The following is an 18,710-nucleotide window of genomic DNA, read 5'->3' as shown; positions in this document are numbered from 1 at the left end:
CGCTCTACGGCGTCGGGTCGGCGAGGATTGCCGGATCCTTCTTGCCGTAGGGCATGCGCAGCCTCAGGGAGTTCGGCTCCACCCGGAAAGACATGTGACTGCCCTTGCCCAGGGAGTCTCCGTCCAGTTCGATCTCCAGCGGGGTCTCGGACTCCACCTCGGCGGTACTGCACTGGTAGTACTCGAGCGACGGGTCCTTGCCCTTGCCGCGCGCAAGAAGCTTGCCGAGTACAGCAAACCAACCGAACTTCCCGCTCGGCGCGATGGTCATGATGTCCAGCAGCCCGTCGTTGAGCTTCGCGCCCGGGAAGATCTCCAGGCCGCCCATGATCTTGCCGCAATTGCCGCCCATGACGCTGCGCAGGCGGCGGGTAACGCGCTTGCCGCCGTCAATCGAGATGGACACCCTGGACGGCTTTCCGGGAAGGTTCCGGATGCCGGCGTCGACATAGGCGAGCCAGCCCACCTTGTCCTTCAGGTCATCCCGGGTATCAGCCATCACCGCTGCGTCGAAGCCCAGCCCGGCCATGACCAGGAAGACGTGGGCGTCCTGCGCCCGGTCGACGTTCACATGCACCACGTCGATCATCCGCTCCGTGCCTCCGAGCGCAGCTTCGACGGCTCCCCGGGGATCATCGACGTCGATATCGAGGTTGCGGGCGAGCAGGTTGCCGGTGCCCAGCGGCAACAGGCCAAGTGCCGTCGTCGTGCCTGCCAGCTCTTCCGCCACGCACCGGACGGTGCCATCGCCGCCGGCTGCAATAACGACGTCGACTCCTGCCTTCAGTGCTTCCTGCGCCTGGCCGTGGCCCGGGTCATCCGCGGTGGTCTCCAGGAACAGGGGTTCTTCCCAGCCCTGTTCGAGACTCAGTTCAGTGACGATGGCCCGGATATCCTCAGAGGTGGGCTTGACCGGATTGAGGATCAGGGCTGCGCGCCTGGTCCGCGTTTCTGACTGGTGCTCCGGCTGGAGATCGCTCGGCTGATCAGATTCGGTATCCGGTACGGAAGCCATAGGTATTCTCCTGACACGTAGGTTTGTCACCGAGCTTAGCGTCTGCGCCTGCCACGTGTACGCGGGCGTGCGCGGGACTATGCTGGGTGGGCAAAACCAGAAGGAGGAGCCATGACTCAGGACCAGTCCAGCGCAGGCAAGGCCAAGGGACAGGAGAGCGGCGCGCAGGAGGGCAACCCCTTCGGCGGTTCGCCAACGTTCCCTGACCCTTCCACTACCCGGCCCACCGGCGACACCACCGGGTTCAACGGTTCCTACGAGGAGACCGAGCACCACACCCAGCACGAGTACGACGCCGAGCACCAGCAGAAGAACTCCGGAGATGGTGCCGGCAGCGATTCCGGGACAAGCGATTCCGGAACAAGCGATTTCAGGGAAGAGGACTAACAGAATTGGGCGAAGAAACCACCGCGTTTACCCACCGTTATGTCGCACTCGGGGATTCCTTCACCGAGGGCGTGGGGGACTGGGACCCGCGCAGTCCCAACGGCGTCCGGGGGTGGGCTGACCGGGTTGCCGAGCAACTGATCCTTGCCGACCCGTCCTGGGGCTATGCCAATCTCGCCATCCGCGGCCGCAAGATGCGGCAGATCCTTGCCGAGCAGGTGGATGCAGCGCTTGCGCTCAAGCCGACGCTCGTGACCATCTACGCCGGTGCCAACGACATCCTGCGCCCCTCCATTGATCTCGACGCACTCTTGGCGGAGTACGACGCCGGAATCGCCCGCCTGCGCGCCGGCGGTGCCGCTGTGGTGCTGTTTACCGGGTTCGACTCGTCGAAGTCAGCAGTCTTTGCAAAGACACGCGGACGTACGGCGATCTACAACGAACTCGTCCGGGAGATCGCGGACCGGCACGATGCCGAAATTGCCGACTACTGGCGGATGCGGGAGTTCCAGAACTGGGGCTACTGGGACGTGGACCGCATGCACATGGCTGCAGCCGGCCACACCCTCATGGCGGCCCGCGTCCTGGAGGTACTGAAGTCCGCGCACAGCATCGAGGTTCCTGAGCTTGAGGCCCGGCCGGCAGCAACGCGCCTCGCCCAGCTCCGGACGGACGCGCTCTGGGCCCGCGATTACCTCGGGCCCTGGGTCGGCAGGCGATTGCGTGGGCAGTCCTCCGGGGACACGGTGACCTCAAAATACCCGGAGCTGACCCATCCGGTGTGGACACGGGAAACAACGTCCCCGTGACGTCGGCGCTTCTGCAAGGATGGGAACCATGACAGGCGTGCGCTGGTTGAATCCCGCGGAAAGACAGGCATGGCTTGCCCTCTACGGGGTGGCCACCCTGTTGCCGGGAACCTTGGATGCAGACCTCAACCGTCGTGCCCGGGTGACGCTGTTCGACTATCACGTCCTTGCGATGCTTTCCGAGGCTGATGAGCGGACACTACCCATGAGTGAACTCGCGGGCCGCTCCAATGCCTCCCTGTCACGGCTGAGCCACGTGGTCACCAAGCTGGAGAACCGCGGCTGGGTGCAGCGGAGCCAGAGCACCCGTGACCTCCGGGTGACTACGGCGAGCATCACCCCCGAGGGGCTGACCAACCTGCAGGAACTGGCGCTCGAACATGTGGAGCACGTCCGCCGGCTGGTCTTCGACGGGCTGAATGACCAGGACATCGCGGACCTCGAGCGGGTAGGCAAGAAGATCCTCGCGCGGCTCGATGAGACGCACTGGATCCTCAAACAGTCCCAACCCGTGGGATCGGCATGACGGAGCCGTCCGTCCTGGCAGTCATTCTGGCCGGCGGTACCGGCGGAAGGCTGGGGGCGCTGACCGACAGCAAGGCCAAGCCCGTGGTGCCGGTGGGCGGAACCTATCGGCTGATCGATATTCCGCTGTCCAATCTCCACCACAGCCACATCTCGGATGTCTGGGTAGTGGAGCAGTACCAGCCGAAGTCCATCAATGACCACCTCGCAAACGGCCGCCCCTGGGACCTCGACCGCACCAACGGCGGTCTGCGGGTATTGCCGCCCTTCCAGGGGGAACACGGCGAGGGCTTCGCCGCGGGCAACGCGGACGGCCTCTACCGGCAGGCCGAATTCATCCGCGAGTTCGATCCCGATCTGGTGCTTGTGCTCAGTGCCGACCACCTCTACCAGCTCGATTACCGCGAGGTGGTGAAAACCCATCAGGAGACCGGTGCGGTCCTCACCATGGTGACCACACGGTTCGACGGCGATGCCTCCCAGCACGGTGTTGCCGAGGTGGAGGATGGCCGGGTCACAGGGTTCCAGTACAAGCCCGAGAAACCCCGTACCGACGTGGTGGCGGCGGAGATCTTCCTCTATTCCACGGACGTGCTGCTGAATACGCTGGCGGAACTGCACAAGCGCGACGGCGAGCTGAAGGACTACGGGGACCAACTCATCCCGCACCTGGTGGAGCACTCCACCGTCGCCGAGCATCGGCTTGAGTCATACTGGCTGGACCTCGGCACACCGAAGAACTATCACCGAGCGCACATGGACCTACTGGCTGGAAACGGTCTCGCGTTCGACGATCCCGCGTGGCCGATCCTGAGCGCCAGTCCGCGCCGCCTGCCCGCGTTCATCGCGGACACCGCGCGGGTCGGTTCCAGCCTCATCTCTCCGGGTGCCGCCATCGCCGGAACTGTCACGCATAGCGTGATCGGGCCGGACGCGGTGGTGGAGGAGGGCGCCGTCGTCGAGCATTCGGTGGTACTGAACGGGGCACGCATTCCTTCCGGTGCGGTGCTGCGCCGGACCATTGTGGACGCCAACGCCCAGCTGACCCCCGGCGCGCAGATCGGGGAAGCGGGTGTCGTCACAGTCGTTGACGTCTCTGGAAACGCAACGCGCCCCGACGAGTCGAACGGCAGCTGAGGCTTCCGCGATTGGTCTTATGGCCGCCTCCCTCCTAGAATGGAAGGGCATCAGGTGGCGGAGCGTGCGCAATTGCTCCGGTTGACGGGAATCTTTTTCTTCCGAGGGCCGGTAGTTAGGGGCTCAGGTTGCGCAGAATTCGCGAACATCCGGCGGTCTTTTGACCGCTCTGACGGTGGCGCCACTGAACGCATTCCATGGCAGGTAGCACTGTCCGCTACCTGTTCTATTCAATCTTTGGAGGATCGTCATGGCAGCTCACTGCCAAGTGACTGGGGCCGAGCCGGGCTTTGGGCACAGCATTTCGCACTCGCACCGGCGCACCAAGCGCAGGTTCGACCCGAACATTCAGAAGAAGCGCTACTGGGTTCCGTCCCTGCGCCGCAACGTAACGCTGCAGGTTTCAGCCCGCGGCATCAAGACCATCGACGTGCGCGGTATTGACGCCGTCGTGGCCCAGATCCAGGCGCGGGGAGTGAAGCTCTAATGGCAAAGGACAAAGACGTACGTCCGATCATCAAGCTGAAGTCCACGGCTGGCACCGGGTACACCTACGTGACCCGCAAGAATCGCCGTAATGACCCGGACCGTATGGTTCTGATGAAGTATGACCCCAAGATCCGCAAGCACGTCGAATTCCGAGAGGAGCGCTAAACATGGCTAAGAAGTCAAAGATTGCTCGTAACGAGCAGCGCAAGGTCATTGTTGAGCGCTACGCGGCCAAGCGCCTCGAGCTCAAGAAGACGCTTGTTGATGAAAACGCAACGGATGAGGCTCGTGAGGCTGCACGCCTCGGTCTGCAGAAGCTGCCCCGCAACGCTTCGCCGGTCCGCCTGCGCAACCGCGACCAGATCGACGGACGCCCCCGCGGCACGCTCCAGAAGTTCGGCATCTCGCGTGTCCGCTTCCGCGATATGGCGCACCGCGGCGAGCTTCCCGGTGTCACCAAGTCCAGCTGGTAGCTGGCTGGGGCTGAGATTGCCCCGATGAACTGTCACTCAGGACGGCGACTCCGGTCGCCGTCCTGAGTGCTTTAACCGGACCGGTATATCCTTCGGGCCACTTTGGCGCGTGAAATAGGTCTGAATTCGGCTAAATACCGGGCAAAAGTGCCCTAATCTGCGGGACTTTGCGATTGAAGCTGGTAGGTTTTCCTCCAGAAGCTTCGCCAGCACGGTGAGGTTCTGAATAATCCGTACGAGGTCCAGGAGGACATACATTGGCTAAGAAAGAGACCAAGAACCGCAGTGAACTGGTTGCCGAGGTAGCAGCGAAGGCTGACACCAGCCAGACTGCCGTGAACAGCGTGCTGGATGCCCTGTTCGACGTTCTCGCTTCCTCCGCCAAGAGCGACGTCAAGGTTACGATCCCGGGCTGGCTGGCAGTCGAGCGCACCGAGCGTGCAGCACGCACCGGCCGCAACCCCCAGACCGGTGAAACCATCGAGATTGCAGCAGGCAGCAGCGTCAAGCTGACCGCCGGCTCCAAGCTCAAGGCTGCCGTCAAGTAGTCAGCCGATCCGAGGGCTGCCACCATACGGTGGCAGTCCTCGCTTCGTTTAACGCGGACAAACAGCCGGGTCCACCGTCCGTGCGGCAAACCACCTTAGTTGGCCGTTGTTCTACTGCGGGTAGACAATGGGAAGCGTGGCCACAACAACTAACCAGACGAAGCACGGCAGCGCCGGTGCGGCCGGCGAGCGAGGCGTCAAACCGGGCTGGCTGATCGCCGCAGGAGTCACCGTTCTTCTCGCGGTGGTGCTTGCGCTTGCGTTCTCCGGTGCGGCGGCGCCGCGTCAGCTCAGCGACCCGGGAGTGCTCACCCGGTGGGGTCTGCCCATGGCAAAGGCGCTGCACAACGTCTCCGTTGCCGCTGTCATCGGTTCCCTTGTCTTCGCGGTGGTGATCCTCCCGCGGCACGTCCGCCCCGGCAGCGGATCCACCCGCTCCAGCCGCGTGAATGATCCGGGCCCTGAGGCTGAAGAGACTCCCGCCTTCGCCAGGGTCATGACGCTCGCGTCCTGGGCCGCGGTTATTTGGACCCTTTCCGCGCTGGCCGTACTGGTATTGACCTACTCCGACGCCGCAGGGCTGCCACTCAGCGGTGACCCCGCGTATACCCAGGGCCTCGCTTCCTACCTGACGGACTTCGACACCGGCCGTGCCTGGCTGTCCACCACCATGATCGCCGCAGTGGTCGCAACCATGACCTTCGGCGCCCGTTCAAGCATCTGGCTGGCCCTCACGCTCGTGCTGTCGGTCGGCGGCCTGGTCCCGATGGCACTGATCGGCCACTCGGCGGGTGGCGATGACCACTATGCCGCCATCAACTCCATCGCGCTGCACCTCGTGGGCGTCTGCCTCTGGGTGGGCGGGATCATTGTCCTCGCCGCGGTTGGCGGGAAACTTGGAACACAGACGACGACGGTGCTGACGCGCTTCTCCGCGCTGGCCGGCTTCGCCCTCGCACTGGTTTTCCTCTCAGGCATCATCAACGCAAGCCTGCGTATCGGCAGCCTCTCACAGCTGGGCTCCGAATGGGGTTTGCTGGTGACCTTCAAGGCGATCGCCACCATCCTCCTCGGCGGGATCGGACTCATGCACCGGCAGTGGATCATCCCCCAGCTGGACACCAACTTCTCTGCCCGCCGCGTGCTGTGGCAGCTCATCGCCGTCGAGCTCGTGATCATGGGCGCAGTGTCCGGCGTCGCCGTTGCGTTGGCAAGGACCGCACCGCCGCGCTCGGAGGAGCTGCAGCCTGACGCCACCCCTGCCCGCATCCTGACCGGCTACGAGCTGCCTCCCGAACCGACGCCGATGCGCTGGCTCACCGAGTGGCGCCCGGACTGGCTGTGGGTCGCCTTCACCGTCACTGTTGCTGTTGCCTACATCCTGGGCGTGGTGAAACTGCGCCGCCGCGGTGATTCCTGGCCGGTGCTACGGCTTGTCTCCTGGTTCATCGGTCTGGTCGCGCTGACGTACTTCACCTCCGGGGCTCCCGCCGTCTACGGCATGGTGCTCTTCAGTGCGCACATGATCGACCACATGGCGCTGACCATGGTGGTTCCGCTGTTCCTGGTGATCGGCGCACCCGTCACGCTTGCGCTCAAGGCGCTCACACCCCGCAGGGACGGCAGCAGGGGGATCCGTGAATGGATCCTCGTGATTGTCCATTCGAAGTTCTCCGCGCTCGTCACCCACCCGCTGTTCGCAGCGGCGAACTTCGCCGGGTCCATCGTGATCTTCTACTATTCGCCGCTGTTCGGCTTTGCGCTGCGTGAGCATGTGGGACATGAGCTCATGAACGTGCACTTCCTGCTCACCGGGTACATCTTCGTGCTGACGATGATCGGCACCGACCCGATTCCGCGCCGCGCACCCTACCCGCTGCGGCTGGTGCTCCTGTTCGCGACCATGGCCTTCCACGCTTTCTTCGGTGTTGCGCTGACGGGCGGCACCTCCCTGTTGCAGGCGTCCTGGTTCGGAAACATGGGCAGGGAATGGGGCCCATCGGCGCTCGCGGACCAGCAGATCGGCGGCGCAGTGACCTGGGGCATCGGTGAAATCCCGACGCTCCTGCTGGCGATCGGCGTTGCCGTGATGTGGTCCCGGAGCGACGCGAAGGAGTCGCGGCGCACGGACCGGGCTGCGGATCGGAATAACAACGCCGAGCTATCGGCTTATAACAACATGTTCGCCTCACTGGCGGAACGGGACCGCCCCAGGTCCTCCCCGTCCGGCGGGCCGCACGACCCTCCCGCAGGACAGCGCACAACCCCCACAGGAGACCCTGAATGACCGAAACCTCCCTCCGCGTCGGCTACCGCGTCCGCGCTTCCGAACTCGTCGGGCGGAACTGGCTCAACACCGGGGGCAAACAGCTCAAGCTTGAGGACCTGCGCGGGAAGATCGTCCTGCTGGATTTCTGGACCTTCTGCTGCATCAACTGCCTCCACGTCCTCGACGAGCTTCGGCCGCTCGAGGAAAAGTACTCGGACGTTTTCGTCACCGTGGGCGTCCACTCGCCCAAGTTCGAGCATGAGGCGGATCCCGTGGCCCTCGCCGCAGCGGTCGAGCGGTACGAGATTCACCACCCGGTCCTCGATGACCCGGAACTGGACACCTGGCAGGCCTATACCGCCCGCGCATGGCCCACGCTGGTAGTCATCGACCCGGAGGGTTACATCGTTGCCCACCTGTCCGGTGAGGGGCACGCAGCGGGGCTGGAATCCCTCGTTGAGGAACTGGTTGCCGAGCATGAGGCGAAGGGCACCCTGCATCGCGGCGACGGCCCGTACGTGCCCGCCGAACCGACCGCCGGCAATCTCCGCTTCCCGGGCAAGGTACTTGCACTTCCCGCCACCAACACCTTCCTGGTGGGGGACAGCGGCCATCACCGATTGGTGGAACTCGAGGCTGATCTCGAGACCGTGCGGCGCACCATCGGCTCCGGTACGCGCGGTTTCGCGGACGGCGGGGCAAACGATGCCCAGTTCAACGAGCCCCAGGGCCTCACCCTCCTTCCGGCGCCGATCGCACGGCAGGTGGGATACGACGTCGTTATCGCAGACACCGTCAACCACCGTCTGCGTGCGGTGTCGCTTGAAACCGGCGCGGTGACCACCATCGCGGGCAACGGTATCCAGCGGCTGCTCGACTCCGGCAACCAGGTCAAGGCCCGCCCTGCCGAGCTGCAGGAGGTCTCCCACGATCTTGGCGGTGACGTCGCCGACATCCCGGAGGATGCCACGCCGCGGTTGGAGGACACGTTCCTCGGTACGGATGCCCTCGGTGTCTCATTGTCTTCGCCGTGGGACGTCATCTGGTCCACCATCCTGGGGCGGGTTGTCGTGGCCATGGCCGGGACCCATCAGATCTTCACCTTCGATCCGCTCACCCATGCCGTCGATATTCTTGCCGGCACCGGGCTTGAGGGCCTGCTCGACGGTGATTCATCCGCTGCCTGGTTCGCCCAGTCCTCCGGACTGGCTGAAGATGCGCACGGCAACATCTGGGTTGCTGACTCCGAAACCTCCGCACTGCGGGTGTTGAGCTTTCCTACGGTCAACGGCAGGAGCCGCACGCAGGTGCAGTCTGCTATCGGCACCGGATTGTTCGACTTCGGGTTCCGTGACGGTGAGGCCGGGCAGGCCCGCCTGCAGCACCCGCTCGGTGTCACCGCCCTTCCGGACGGGTCGGTCGCTATTGCCGACACCTACAACGGAGCTATCCGCCGGTATGACCCGGCAACGCGCGAGGTTTCCACCCTCATGCGCGGATTGGCCGAGCCCTCCGACGTCCTCGTAGACCAGGCGCCGCTGGAATCGGGGAGCGAACCCCTGCTCATCGTGGTCGAGGCGAACAAGCACCAGCTTGTACGGCTTCCGATTCCGAGGGAGGCCCTTGCGGTCGATGAGGGTGCCTCGCAGACACAGCGGCCCAAAACGGCCGTGGCGGCAGGGGAATTTGGCGTGACGGTGCGGTTCAGTGCGCCGAAGGGCCAGAAGCTCGATGACCGGTGGGGAGATCCTACGCAGCTCAAGATTTCCTCGTCGCCGGAGTCGCTCCTGGTATCGGGTGCGGGAACCGGCGTTGGCCTGACGCGGCAACTCGTGCTGTCAGACGGCGTCCCCGAGGGCGTCCTGCACATCACCGCACGCGCTGCGGCCTGCGACGGTGAGCCCGGCGGTGACATACCCGACCACGCTGCGTGCCACCTGTACCAGCAGGACTGGGGTATCCCGGTGACCTTCGATGCCGCCGGTGAAACCGAGCTGACGCTCGACCTGCGCGGGCTCGACTAGTACTCCACCACGGGGGTTACGGTGATGCCCTCGTCGGTGACGGCGAGGCGGGCGGTGAAACCGAACTCCTGCGGGACGCTGATGGGTTCAATGATGCCCGTGAAGAGGTCCTGCAGGCTCGTCTCCAGCAGCACAGTGCCCGTGAGCGGCGAGATCACCCAGTCGCCGTTGAAGGGTTCGATGCTCACTTCCGGGTATTCCGTGATTGACCAGGCGATCGGCCCGGCTACCCGGTTCCCGGTTTCGAAACCGAACGGGCAGTTGGCTGGTTGGAACACGGTCTGCTTGGCACAGGAGTCGAGGAACGTCTTCAGCTGGGCGGTCACAGCCTCGCTCAGTGCCGGAGTTGCCGCCGTGGCGAGGTTCAGGCTGACCGTCGCCTGCTGACGGTCCGTAACTGCGGCGGTCTGGGCCGGCGCGGCGAAGTATTCGCTCGTGTAGTGGGCTTCCACCTCGGTGGGGTAGAAGGCCGCGAACTGGTTGCGTCCTTCCGGCATCACCACCCGCGTGCCGTTGAGTGTGGCCTCGTTCTGGTTGATGACCGACACTTCCAGCGCAGGCAGCGTCGAGGGTACAAACTCCCACTGGTTGAAGAACAGCCACTCGGTGCCGGTCTTCTCCAGGAGGAACGCGGTGGTGTGTGCGGTGTCATCGATGGTGTAGGTGACGTCCACCTCAACCCGGTCCTCGCCCGACGGCTGCGGCGTGCCCACCTCGATGTTCTCCACACCCTGCGTTGCCCGCTGCAGGGCCGGGCCGTCGAGGAGCGCGGCGTTCGCGTCCGGAACGGTGGCGTTAAGCAGTCCCAGGGCACGCTCTCCCTCACCCTGGCGCAGCGCCTCGAGGTAGCTCTCCACCTGCTGGTGCGGACCGAACATGTGCGTGTTGACCAGGGTCACCGTGACGATCGCCGCGGCGATTGCGATCATGAGACCAAGCAGCCAGGCGGCCAGGACTCGGATCAGGCGGGACGAATGCACGCTCTTACGTTACCCAATGGTGATGCCAGACCTACCAACGACGACGGCGGCGCCTCCGTTGCGTTGCAAAAAGGCCACGGACCAGTTCAACTCCGATGGTGCCCGCCGTCTTGAGCGCGAAGTCCATCATTTCGTTCTTTTCCTGCTGTTTCTGCCCGGTGGGCGGAGCCGGGGGATGAGTTTGGCCGCTTATCGGAGCCGGGTGCTCCCGGCGGGTGGTCGCGGGGCGGCTGCTGGGCCGGCCGAGAATGTCTTCCTCGATCCGGCGGGCCTCGGCATCGATCTCCGACTGCGAGGGGAGGCGGCGTGCCGGTGGAGTATCGCCTGACTGGGGCGCCGCCGTCGTCCCCGGTCTTGTCGTTCCAGGTCCTGTCGTGCCCGGTTCAGCGGAAGCGTGTGTGGGCGCCGGTTCGGGTGTGGAAAGCTTCTCGAAGGCGGAGTGGCTGTCGATGGGTGTGCCGTAATCCGCGAGGAGCGGTGAGCCTGCCACTATCCCCTCGACCACTCCTGCCGGGGATGGTCCCATGGTGGACTGCGGCGAGAACATCCTCGTCCAGGCCACGGGCGTGGGAGCGCCCTTCTCGTTCATGACGGTGACCACCGCCTCGCCGATGCCGGCTGATGTCAGAACTTCTTCGAGGTCGTAAGGGCTGATGGGGAAGGTGGAGACAGTGGACTTGAGAGCTTTCGCGTCATCGGGCGTGAATGCGCGAAGCGCGTGCTGCACCCGGTTCGCGAGCTGGCCCAGCACCTCCGCGGGCACGTCGCGCGGGGTCTGGGTGACAAGGAAGATGCCAACGCCCTTGGAACGGATCAGCCGGACGGTGGTCTGGATGGACTGCAGGAAAGCCTTGGACGCGCCGTTGAAGAGCAGGTGCGCCTCGTCGAGGAAGAAGACCAGCTTCGGCTTGTCGATGTCCCCGACCTCCGGAAGGTCCGCGAAGAGGTCTGCCACCAGCCACATGAGGAAGGTGGAAAACAGCTGGGGCTTCTGCTGCAGTGTGGGCAGTTCCAGGCAACTGATGACTCCGCGGCCCGCGGCATCGGTGCGCAGGAGGTCGTCCGTGTCGAATTCCGGCTCACCGAAGAACCGGTCCATGCCCTGGGCTTCAAGGGTGATGAGCTCGCGCAGGATGACTCCGGCAGTTGCTTTCGAGAGGCCGCCGAGGTTCTCCAGCGACCCCTTGCCTTCATCAGAAACCAGGAACGAGATGACTGCGCGGAGGTCAGCGAGGTTGAACAGTTCGAGGTCTGCCTTGTCGGCGTAATGGAACACGAGCTGCAGGCTTGATTCCTGCGTCTCGTTCAGATCCAGGACCCGTGCCAGGAGCAGGGGGCCGAAGTCGGAGATGGTTGCACGGATGGGCACGCCCACGCCGTCTCCGCCAAGGGAGAAGTACTCGACCGGGAAGCTCTTGGCCGCCCACGCCTGACCGACTGACTGTGTGCGCTTGAGGAGCTTTTCGGCGCCCGCGCCCGCGGTCGACAGACCGGTGAGATCTCCCTTGATGTCTGCGAGGAAGACCGGAACGCCGTGGGCGCTCAGCTGTTCGGCGATGACCTGCAGCGTGATGGTCTTGCCGGTTCCGGTGGCTCCGGACACCAGTCCATGGCGGTTCATCATGGCCAACGGCAGCCTCACAGCGGCTTCCGGATGCACGGTGTTGTCCACGACTGCCGCACCCAACTGGATGGACGGCTCATCGAAGGTATACCCGGAGGTAATCTGCTCAATGTGCTGGGCCGGGGTCTGCTGTGCCTCTTTGCTCGCCATGATGCTCAGCGTACAACCCGCCCGCTTGTCAGCTCGCTGCCGCGTGGCTTCCGCCGCTCCTCCCGGCGCTCGACTCGTGGTTGGCCTGGTCAGCCTGGCGGGCACTTTCGATCTCCTCGGCCCGCTCCTCACTCGCCTCCGCGGTCAGCGCTGCTCCCGCCTCGGCATCGCGGGTCAGATTTTCACCGGTCTCGGCGTCGAACAGGTGCAGCTTGCGGGTATCCAGCCAGATCTCCGACTCCCGGCCGCCCCGGATACGGCTCGCAGCATCGAGCGTCACCACAACCTGCGGCCGCAGCTCATCGGCATCCATATCGCGTGCCAGGTTATTCAGGAGTTCGCGCACCTCGGGGGCAGGGTCGAAGTTGATGTAGCCGTACTGCTCATTGCCGAGCCACTCGGTGTGGGTGAGAGTTGCCGTGAACGTGGAACCATGCGGCTTCTTCGCCTCGTCCACCAGCTTGGCGTCCTCGAAGAATTCAGGCCGGACACCCACGAGGACCACCTTGCGGCCTTCCGCCTTCGCTGCGCGGTCGGCAGGAATATCCAGCGCACCGAGCGCGGTCTGGAGCTTGCCGCCTTCGATGGTGGCCGGAAGGAAGTTCATCGACGGGGAGCCGATGAAGCCGGCGACGAACAGGTTGACCGGCTGTTCATATAGTTCCCGCGGGGAGGCAATCTGCTGTAGCTCGCCTTTCTTCAGAACGGCTACCCGGTCTCCGAGGGTCATGGCCTCGGTCTGGTCGTGGGTGACGTAGACCGATGTGGTGCCCAGCCGCCGCTGCATCTGCGAGATCTCCGATCGCATCTGCCCGCGAAGCTTTGCGTCAAGGTTGGAAAGCGGCTCGTCGAACAGGAACGCATCTGCCTGCCGGACGATGGCCCTGCCCATGGCAACACGCTGCCGCTGGCCGCCCGAGAGATTGGCGGGCTTGCGCTGCAGGTGATCGGTCAGCTCAAGGGTTGCGGCCGCCCCGGTAACCAGGCGATCCACCTCTTCCTCGCTGTTCTTGCCCTTTGCAAGGCGTAGCGGGAAAGCGATGTTCTCATACACCGTCAGGTGCGGATAAAGCGCGTAATTCTGGAACACCATGGCAAGATTCCGGTCACGGGGAGCCTTCGAATTGACCCGCTCCCCGTTGATGTACAGATCGCCGGACGTGATGTCCTCAAGCCCCACGATCATGCGCAGCAGAGTTGACTTGCCGCAGCCCGAAGGGCCGACAAGGATGATGAACTCGCCATCCTCGATGTCGATACTGATGTCATTGACGGCGGGGAACCCGTCCCCATACTTCTTGACGAGGTTCTTGAGTGTTATGGAAGCCATGTTCTTATCGGTCCTCTTCCTTCAGTTTCTTCGGTTCTCAACCCTTGACTGCGCCCTGAGTCAGGCCTGAAACGATCTGCCGCTGGAAGAGCAAGACCAGCAGCACAACCGGAATGGTCACAATGATTGCCGCCGCGGAAATCGCACCGGTGGGGGACTCGAACTGCGAAGCCCCGGTGAAGAACGCAAGTGCCGCGGGTACAGGACGTGCCGCTTCCGTCGACGTCAGCGATATGCCGTAGACGAAGTCGTTCCACGCGATGAAGAAGGCGATGATCGCCGTCGTAAACACGCCGGGTGCGGCGAGCGGAACGATTGCCTTGCGGAACGCCTGCCACGTCGTGGCACCGTCCACCTGTGCCGCTTGCTCCAGTTCCCACGGGATCTGGCGGAAGAAGGCTGCCAGCGTCCAGATGGAGATCGGAAGCGTGAGAGACAGGTAGGGGATGATCAGGCCGAGCCAGGTGTCGTACAGACCGATGTTCCGCCACAGATTGAACAGTGGAGTGACGATCGAGATGACAGGGAAGATCGACACCGCCAGCGCCGTCGTCAGGATGACCTTCTTGCCGGGGAAGTCCAACCGGGCGATCGCGTAGGCGCACAGGGTAGCCAGGACAACGGCGATGAAGGTTGCAATGAGCGATATTCCGATCGAGTTCCACAGCGCTGTGAGGAAGAGGCCCTGTGCATCTCCGACAAGGATCTGTTCGTAGTTGTCCAGCGTGGCCAACCCCGGTGTCGGGAGAAAATTCCCGTTGGTCAGGTCACCGGGTGCCTTGAATGAGGTGGCGAAGATGGACGCTACAGGGAACAGTGCATAAACGAGAACTGCAATCGAAATGAGCGTCCATACGAGCTTTTCGCGGCCAGTCGACTTCATCGCTTTCCTCCTGTTGATCCGGCGAGGTCCACCTTGAACACCTTGATCGCAACGAAACTGATCAGCAGGACACAGGCGAAGAGAAGTACCGATACAGCTGAGCCCAGGCCGATCTCCAGTCTGCTGATCGAGGTTCGATAGGCGAGCAGCGAGAGCACCTCGGTGCCGTACTGGCCATTGGTCATGATGAAGACGTTGTCGAATATTCGGAAGGCGTCGAGGGCGCGGAAGAGAACCGCTACCATGATGGCCGCCTTCATATTGGGAATGATGACCTTGCGCATCTGCTCCCACCACGTGGCGCCGTCAACCTTGGCGGCCTCCGTCAGTTCATCCGGCACCTGTGCCAGCCCGGCCAGCAGGAGAAGTGAGATGAAGGGTGTGGTCTTCCAGATTTCCGATGCCATGATGACCGGGAGCGCCGTGCTGGCCTGTGCGAACCAGTTCAGATCCTGATCGATGCCCGGCACCCAATTGAACCACGAGTTCACGTAGCCGGAGCTGATGTCGAACGCGTAGAACCAGGCATACGCCGAAACTACGGTGATGATTCCGTAGGGCACAAGAATGGCAGTACGGAGCCAGCCCCTTACTGCTTTGAGCGCCCGGTGCATGACCAGTGCCAAGGCAAAACCAAGAACGAGTTCGACGGCGACTGTCACTACGGTGATCAGGAGCGTCACCAGGAGGTCGCGCCACCAGACCGGGTCGCTCAGGATTGTCACGTAGTTCTGAAACAGAATGAATTGGCGCTCGTCCGGTGCCGTCAGCCTGAAGGCGAACAGCGAGTCGAAAAATGCCTGGAGGATGGGGTACAGGGTGACCGCGAGCATGATGATGAAGGCCGGGCCCGCAAGCATCCAACCAAGCCGGCGTTCAGATTTGGCCCTGTCGCTGTAGTCGTCGTTACGGCCATTGGTCTTCATGGCCTTTGGATTCTTGGTGATTGCGCTGGTCACAGCAGCCTCTCCCCTCTCAGCACAGCGGTGATGAACTCCGCTGATTGCTCCGGCGTGGTTTCCGGCTCCACCTCATCCGGCGGGGTCCAGGTCTGCTGGAGGCCACTTGAGATTTCGTTGTAGAACGGGGTTTGCGGGCGAGGCGCTGCAAGTTCCAGTGATTCACGGATGGTCTCAGCCATGGGGAACTGTTCTTCGATCCGGGGATCCTCGTACGCCTCCGAGTTTGACGGCGGGTTGCCGTTGGTCAGGAAGTATTCGGTCTGGTTCTCTGGCTGCACAATGCACTCGATGGCCTGGTACGCCAGCTCCGGATTTTCACTGCCGGATCCCACGCCGAGGTTGATTCCGCCAAGCGGAGGCGCTGTCTCCTGATCCTCGAACACGCGCGGGTAGAGCGCCCATCCAATGTCATCGAGCACCGCCTGATCCAGGGATCCTCCCTCGACTGCGCCCTGTGTGGCGGGCCAGACAAAGGGGTAGTTGACCATGAAGGAACCGGTCTCGCCCTGGAATTCGATGAGGGACGTATTCTCGGTGGATGTCGCCAGACCCGGACCGCCCAGCCCCTGGTCCCCGATCGTCCCGACGATGCGAGCAGCTTCGCGTCCCGCTTCACTGGCCAGGCCCAACTCAATCTCGTCGGCGGGTGCTTCCGGGGTTTCAAGGATTGTTCCGCCGGCCGACTCGATCAGGGAATTGATCCAGACGGTCATCGATTCAGCCTGTGAACCCTGAACGCCGAGCTCTACGTCCTGCGCGGCGGCTACTTCCATCAGCTGGTCCCAGGTGACCGGTTGAGACATGTCGAGGCCGGCTTCCTCTGCGACGGATTCGCGGTACCAGAGGATCTGCGTATTGGCCCAGAACGGCACCGTTACCAGTTCATCCTCATACATTGCACCCTGCAGTGCGCCGTCCAGTGTGTTCTCGGTGGTGCTCTGGGCGACGTCCTCGGGAACCGGTGCGAGGAACGTGGCCAGCTCAGGTACGAACGGCGGGTCGATGCTCATGATGTCCAGGGAATCGTCATTCGCCGCCAGCCGGCGTGCGAGCTGCTCGCGCTGGGCTGCTGCGTCATTGGGAAGCAGCGCAGTTTCGATCCGGTACTCGCCGCCCGCCTCTTCGGTGCAGCGCTGCGCGATGTCCGCCTGCCCACCGGCATCGGGATTGATGTACCAGGTAAGCGTGGGAACACCGGAGTCCGCTGGCCCGCACCCGCTGAGGAGTAGTGAAGCAAGCCCCAGGGTGGTGGCGGCGACGGCACCGGGGCGCCTCCGAATCCGCCTCTTCTGCTGCTTGATCCTGCGATTTCCCGGCATGCGTACCTCGCCTCCACATCGAGTCTGGTCCGCCCCGATCCTTCAGAACCGGTGCCGGTCAAAGGAAAGAAAGCAGCCTTGCCTTTCTGACACTAAGCCCTACGGGACGAATTCGCTAGGATCCGTTGCCAAGCCGATATCGAAGAGTACAAACAACAGGAGGCCCCGCAGAATTTGCGGGGCCTCCTGGTGCATCGTCCGGGATGCGAAGACTAGAGCAGTGCGGCGTTATTCAAGGCGAAGGGGGGCCGCAGCAACCCCTCGGTGAGTCCCTCTGCGGGATCATTGCCCAGTTCGATGATCCGGTTGGCAGCATCAACGTGAACAATGGTGGGCTCGTAGGAATGCGCCTCTTCAGTGGTCATCGCTGCGTAGGTGATCAGAATGACCGTGTCACCCTCATGCACCAGGTGAGCGGCCGGACCATTGATGCCGAGGACGCCGGAACCGCGTTCGCCTGCGATGGTGTAGGTCTCCAGACGTGCACCGTTGGTGACGTCCACGATGGACACCATCTCACCGGGCAGGATGTCTGCCGCTTCCAGCAGGTCCAGGTCAACGGTGACGGAACCCACGTAGTGAAGGTCCGCGTGGGTCACCGTAGCGCGGTGGATCTTGGACTTGAACATTGTGCGATTCATCGCGTCAAGTCTACGCTGGCCCCAGCCGGCCTGCCATGTGGCCTTGCGCACGCTCGCCGCGCCGTAGTCGGCCTGCGCCAGCCCGCCCGCGCCGCCCGCCCGCTGCGGCCGGGACAGGTCAGGAGTCCGTCGGCTTGCGCAGTGCACGGCCAAGGATAGCTGTGCTCAACGTCTCGACCAGGTCCTGGTTCGCCAGCGGGTTGCTCAGCAGCGTGAAGTCCACATCGCCCAGTGGAGGCAGATCAAAGCGGTTGGTTACCTGGACCAGGTCATCAGGGATGAGGGACTGGGGGAAAACGGCCAGTCCGATTCCCGCGCGGGCTGCTGCCAGTACGCCGTTGATCTCACGGGTGTTGCAGGTGATCCGCCAGGTCCTGCCCGCCTTCTCAAGTGCTTCGATTGCCATTTGCCGGCTGAGGCTGGGTGCCTGGTAGGCAATGAGCGGGACCGGGGCGCCGTCGTCGAGCGTTGTCTTGGCATGGCCCGCCCAGACGAGGCGGTCACGCTGTACCAGGGTGCCCTCACCCGTACCGGCCATGTACTTGATGAGAATCAGGTCCAGTTGACCGGCGCGCAGGCGGCGCAGCAGCGGCGGGCTCTGCGACACCGTCAGCTCGAGGTTGATCTGTGGGTAGAGCTGACGGAAATGACGGAGAATGCGGGGAAGCTGAGTGATCGCGAGGTCATCGGCGACCCCGAAGCGCAGCCGCCCGCGCATGGCCGACCCCGAGAAATAGGTGAGCGCCTGTTCCTGGGCCGCGAGTATTGTGCGGGCGAACCCGGCCATCGCGTCACCGTTGTCGGTGAGGCGGACCTCCCGGGTGTCCCGCGCTATGAGCATCCGGCCGGCGGCCTTTTCGAGCTTCCGGACATGCTGACTGACCGTCGGCTGACTCAGCCCGAGCCGGGTTGCTGCCCCCGTGAAACTGCGGGTCTCCGCGACGGCGAGGAAGGATTTCAGTTGCACTGAGTCGTACATGGGCTGCCTCTCTGCGCACTCATTACGTTCCACAATAGTACTTATAAGCTTGATCACCATTCCTAATGCGCGTGCGGCTGGTTAGCGTTAAGAAGGTACCCATCCATTCACCGCGCTACTGCAGTTCCCAGCGACGCTTCAGTTCTCCGCGCTACTTCAGGAAAGT

19 protein-coding genes are annotated in these 18,710 nt (G+C 63.5%); 10 read left to right on the top strand and 9 right to left on the bottom strand.

The annotated features are described in order from the left end of the window. Positions 1-4: 4 nt before the first annotated feature. Positions 5-1,015 (bottom strand): diacylglycerol/lipid kinase family protein, encoded by a 1,011-nt coding sequence (locus JOD47_RS04570; RefSeq protein WP_204532370.1) that lies wholly within the window; start codon positions 1,013-1,015, stop codon positions 5-7. A gap of 111 nt (positions 1,016-1,126) precedes the next feature. On the opposite strand from JOD47_RS04570, the gene JOD47_RS04565 reads away from it, so the two are divergent. From JOD47_RS04565 to JOD47_RS04520, 10 genes are all read left to right on the top strand, one after another. Then, positions 1,127-1,402, top strand: a complete 276-nt coding sequence (locus JOD47_RS04565) for a hypothetical protein (RefSeq protein WP_204532368.1) — start codon at positions 1,127-1,129, stop codon at positions 1,400-1,402. A 5-nt stretch (positions 1,403-1,407) separates the two neighbouring features. Further along, positions 1,408-2,211 carry an SGNH/GDSL hydrolase family protein gene (locus JOD47_RS04560; RefSeq protein ID WP_204532360.1) on the top strand — a complete coding sequence of 268 codons (804 nt, stop codon included), beginning with the start codon at positions 1,408-1,410 and terminating at the stop codon, positions 2,209-2,211. Between the two features lie 28 nt (positions 2,212-2,239). Next, a complete protein-coding gene (locus JOD47_RS04555) occupies positions 2,240-2,737 on the top strand; it encodes a MarR family winged helix-turn-helix transcriptional regulator (protein WP_204532358.1) in 498 nt (165 codons plus the stop codon). Beyond that, a complete protein-coding gene (locus tag JOD47_RS04550) occupies positions 2,734-3,873 on the top strand; it encodes a glucose-1-phosphate adenylyltransferase family protein (protein WP_204532353.1) in 1,140 nt (379 codons plus the stop codon). The genes JOD47_RS04555 and JOD47_RS04550 overlap by 4 nt, the downstream gene beginning before the upstream one ends. 250 nt (positions 3,874-4,123) lie before the next feature. After that, on the top strand, positions 4,124-4,360 hold the full coding sequence (gene rpmB / locus JOD47_RS04545; protein ID WP_204532352.1) for a 50S ribosomal protein L28: 237 nt from the start codon (positions 4,124-4,126) through the stop codon (positions 4,358-4,360). Further along, entirely contained in the window at positions 4,360-4,527 is a 168-nt protein-coding gene (rpmG, locus tag JOD47_RS04540) for a 50S ribosomal protein L33 (protein ID WP_019481734.1), read from the top strand. The genes rpmB and rpmG overlap by 1 nt, the downstream gene beginning before the upstream one ends. 2 nt (positions 4,528-4,529) lie before the next feature. After that, entirely contained in the window at positions 4,530-4,835 is a 306-nt protein-coding gene (gene rpsN / locus JOD47_RS04535; protein WP_026545363.1) for a 30S ribosomal protein S14, read from the top strand. A gap of 257 nt (positions 4,836-5,092) precedes the next feature. Further along, positions 5,093-5,383 (top strand): HU family DNA-binding protein, encoded by a 291-nt coding sequence (locus JOD47_RS04530; protein WP_204532351.1) that lies wholly within the window; start codon positions 5,093-5,095, stop codon positions 5,381-5,383. A 127-nt stretch (positions 5,384-5,510) separates the two neighbouring features. Beyond that, entirely contained in the window at positions 5,511-7,670 is a 2,160-nt protein-coding gene (locus tag JOD47_RS04525) for a bifunctional copper resistance protein CopD/cytochrome c oxidase assembly protein (RefSeq protein ID WP_204532349.1), read from the top strand. Further along, complete coding sequence (locus tag JOD47_RS04520) at positions 7,667-9,676, top strand: NHL domain-containing thioredoxin family protein (RefSeq protein ID WP_204532347.1); 2,010 nt, start codon at positions 7,667-7,669, stop codon at positions 9,674-9,676. The genes JOD47_RS04525 and JOD47_RS04520 overlap by 4 nt, the downstream gene beginning before the upstream one ends. Here JOD47_RS04520 and JOD47_RS04515 read toward each other — a convergent pair. The 8 genes from JOD47_RS04515 to JOD47_RS04480 form a co-directional block, all read right to left on the bottom strand. Continuing rightward, positions 9,673-10,656 carry a hypothetical protein gene (locus JOD47_RS04515; protein ID WP_307836194.1) on the bottom strand — a complete coding sequence of 328 codons (984 nt, stop codon included), beginning with the start codon at positions 10,654-10,656 and terminating at the stop codon, positions 9,673-9,675. The genes JOD47_RS04520 and JOD47_RS04515 overlap by 4 nt on opposite strands. Positions 10,657-10,687: 31 nt before the next feature. Beyond that, complete coding sequence (locus JOD47_RS04510; protein ID WP_204532344.1) at positions 10,688-12,430, bottom strand: helicase HerA-like domain-containing protein; 1,743 nt, start codon at positions 12,428-12,430, stop codon at positions 10,688-10,690. 28 nt (positions 12,431-12,458) lie between these two features. Next, complete coding sequence (locus tag JOD47_RS04505; protein ID WP_204532337.1) at positions 12,459-13,760, bottom strand: ABC transporter ATP-binding protein; 1,302 nt, start codon at positions 13,758-13,760, stop codon at positions 12,459-12,461. A 37-nt stretch (positions 13,761-13,797) separates the two neighbouring features. Continuing rightward, a complete protein-coding gene (locus JOD47_RS04500) occupies positions 13,798-14,643 on the bottom strand; it encodes a carbohydrate ABC transporter permease (RefSeq protein ID WP_204532335.1) in 846 nt (281 codons plus the stop codon). Then, the gene (locus JOD47_RS04495; protein ID WP_204536428.1) at positions 14,640-15,569 is read right to left on the bottom strand and encodes a carbohydrate ABC transporter permease; all 930 of its coding nucleotides are present in this window, start codon (positions 15,567-15,569) and stop codon (positions 14,640-14,642) included. Before JOD47_RS04495 ends, JOD47_RS04500 begins: the two co-directional genes overlap by 4 nt. Before the next feature lie 29 nt (positions 15,570-15,598). Continuing rightward, a complete protein-coding gene (locus JOD47_RS04490) occupies positions 15,599-16,924 on the bottom strand; it encodes an extracellular solute-binding protein (RefSeq protein ID WP_204532333.1) in 1,326 nt (441 codons plus the stop codon). Between the two features lie 212 nt (positions 16,925-17,136). After that, on the bottom strand, positions 17,137-17,565 hold the full coding sequence (panD, locus tag JOD47_RS04485; RefSeq protein WP_204532332.1) for an aspartate 1-decarboxylase: 429 nt from the start codon (positions 17,563-17,565) through the stop codon (positions 17,137-17,139). A gap of 118 nt (positions 17,566-17,683) precedes the next feature. Next, complete coding sequence (locus JOD47_RS04480; protein ID WP_204532330.1) at positions 17,684-18,544, bottom strand: LysR substrate-binding domain-containing protein; 861 nt, start codon at positions 18,542-18,544, stop codon at positions 17,684-17,686. Between the last annotated feature and the right edge of the window lie 166 nt (positions 18,545-18,710).

This window comes from Arthrobacter tumbae, from assembly GCF_016907495.1.
In the GTDB taxonomy this organism is placed as follows: Bacteria; Actinomycetota; Actinomycetes; order Actinomycetales; family Micrococcaceae; genus Arthrobacter_D; species Arthrobacter_D tumbae.
This window is presented reverse-complemented; position numbering and strand designations above follow the sequence as displayed.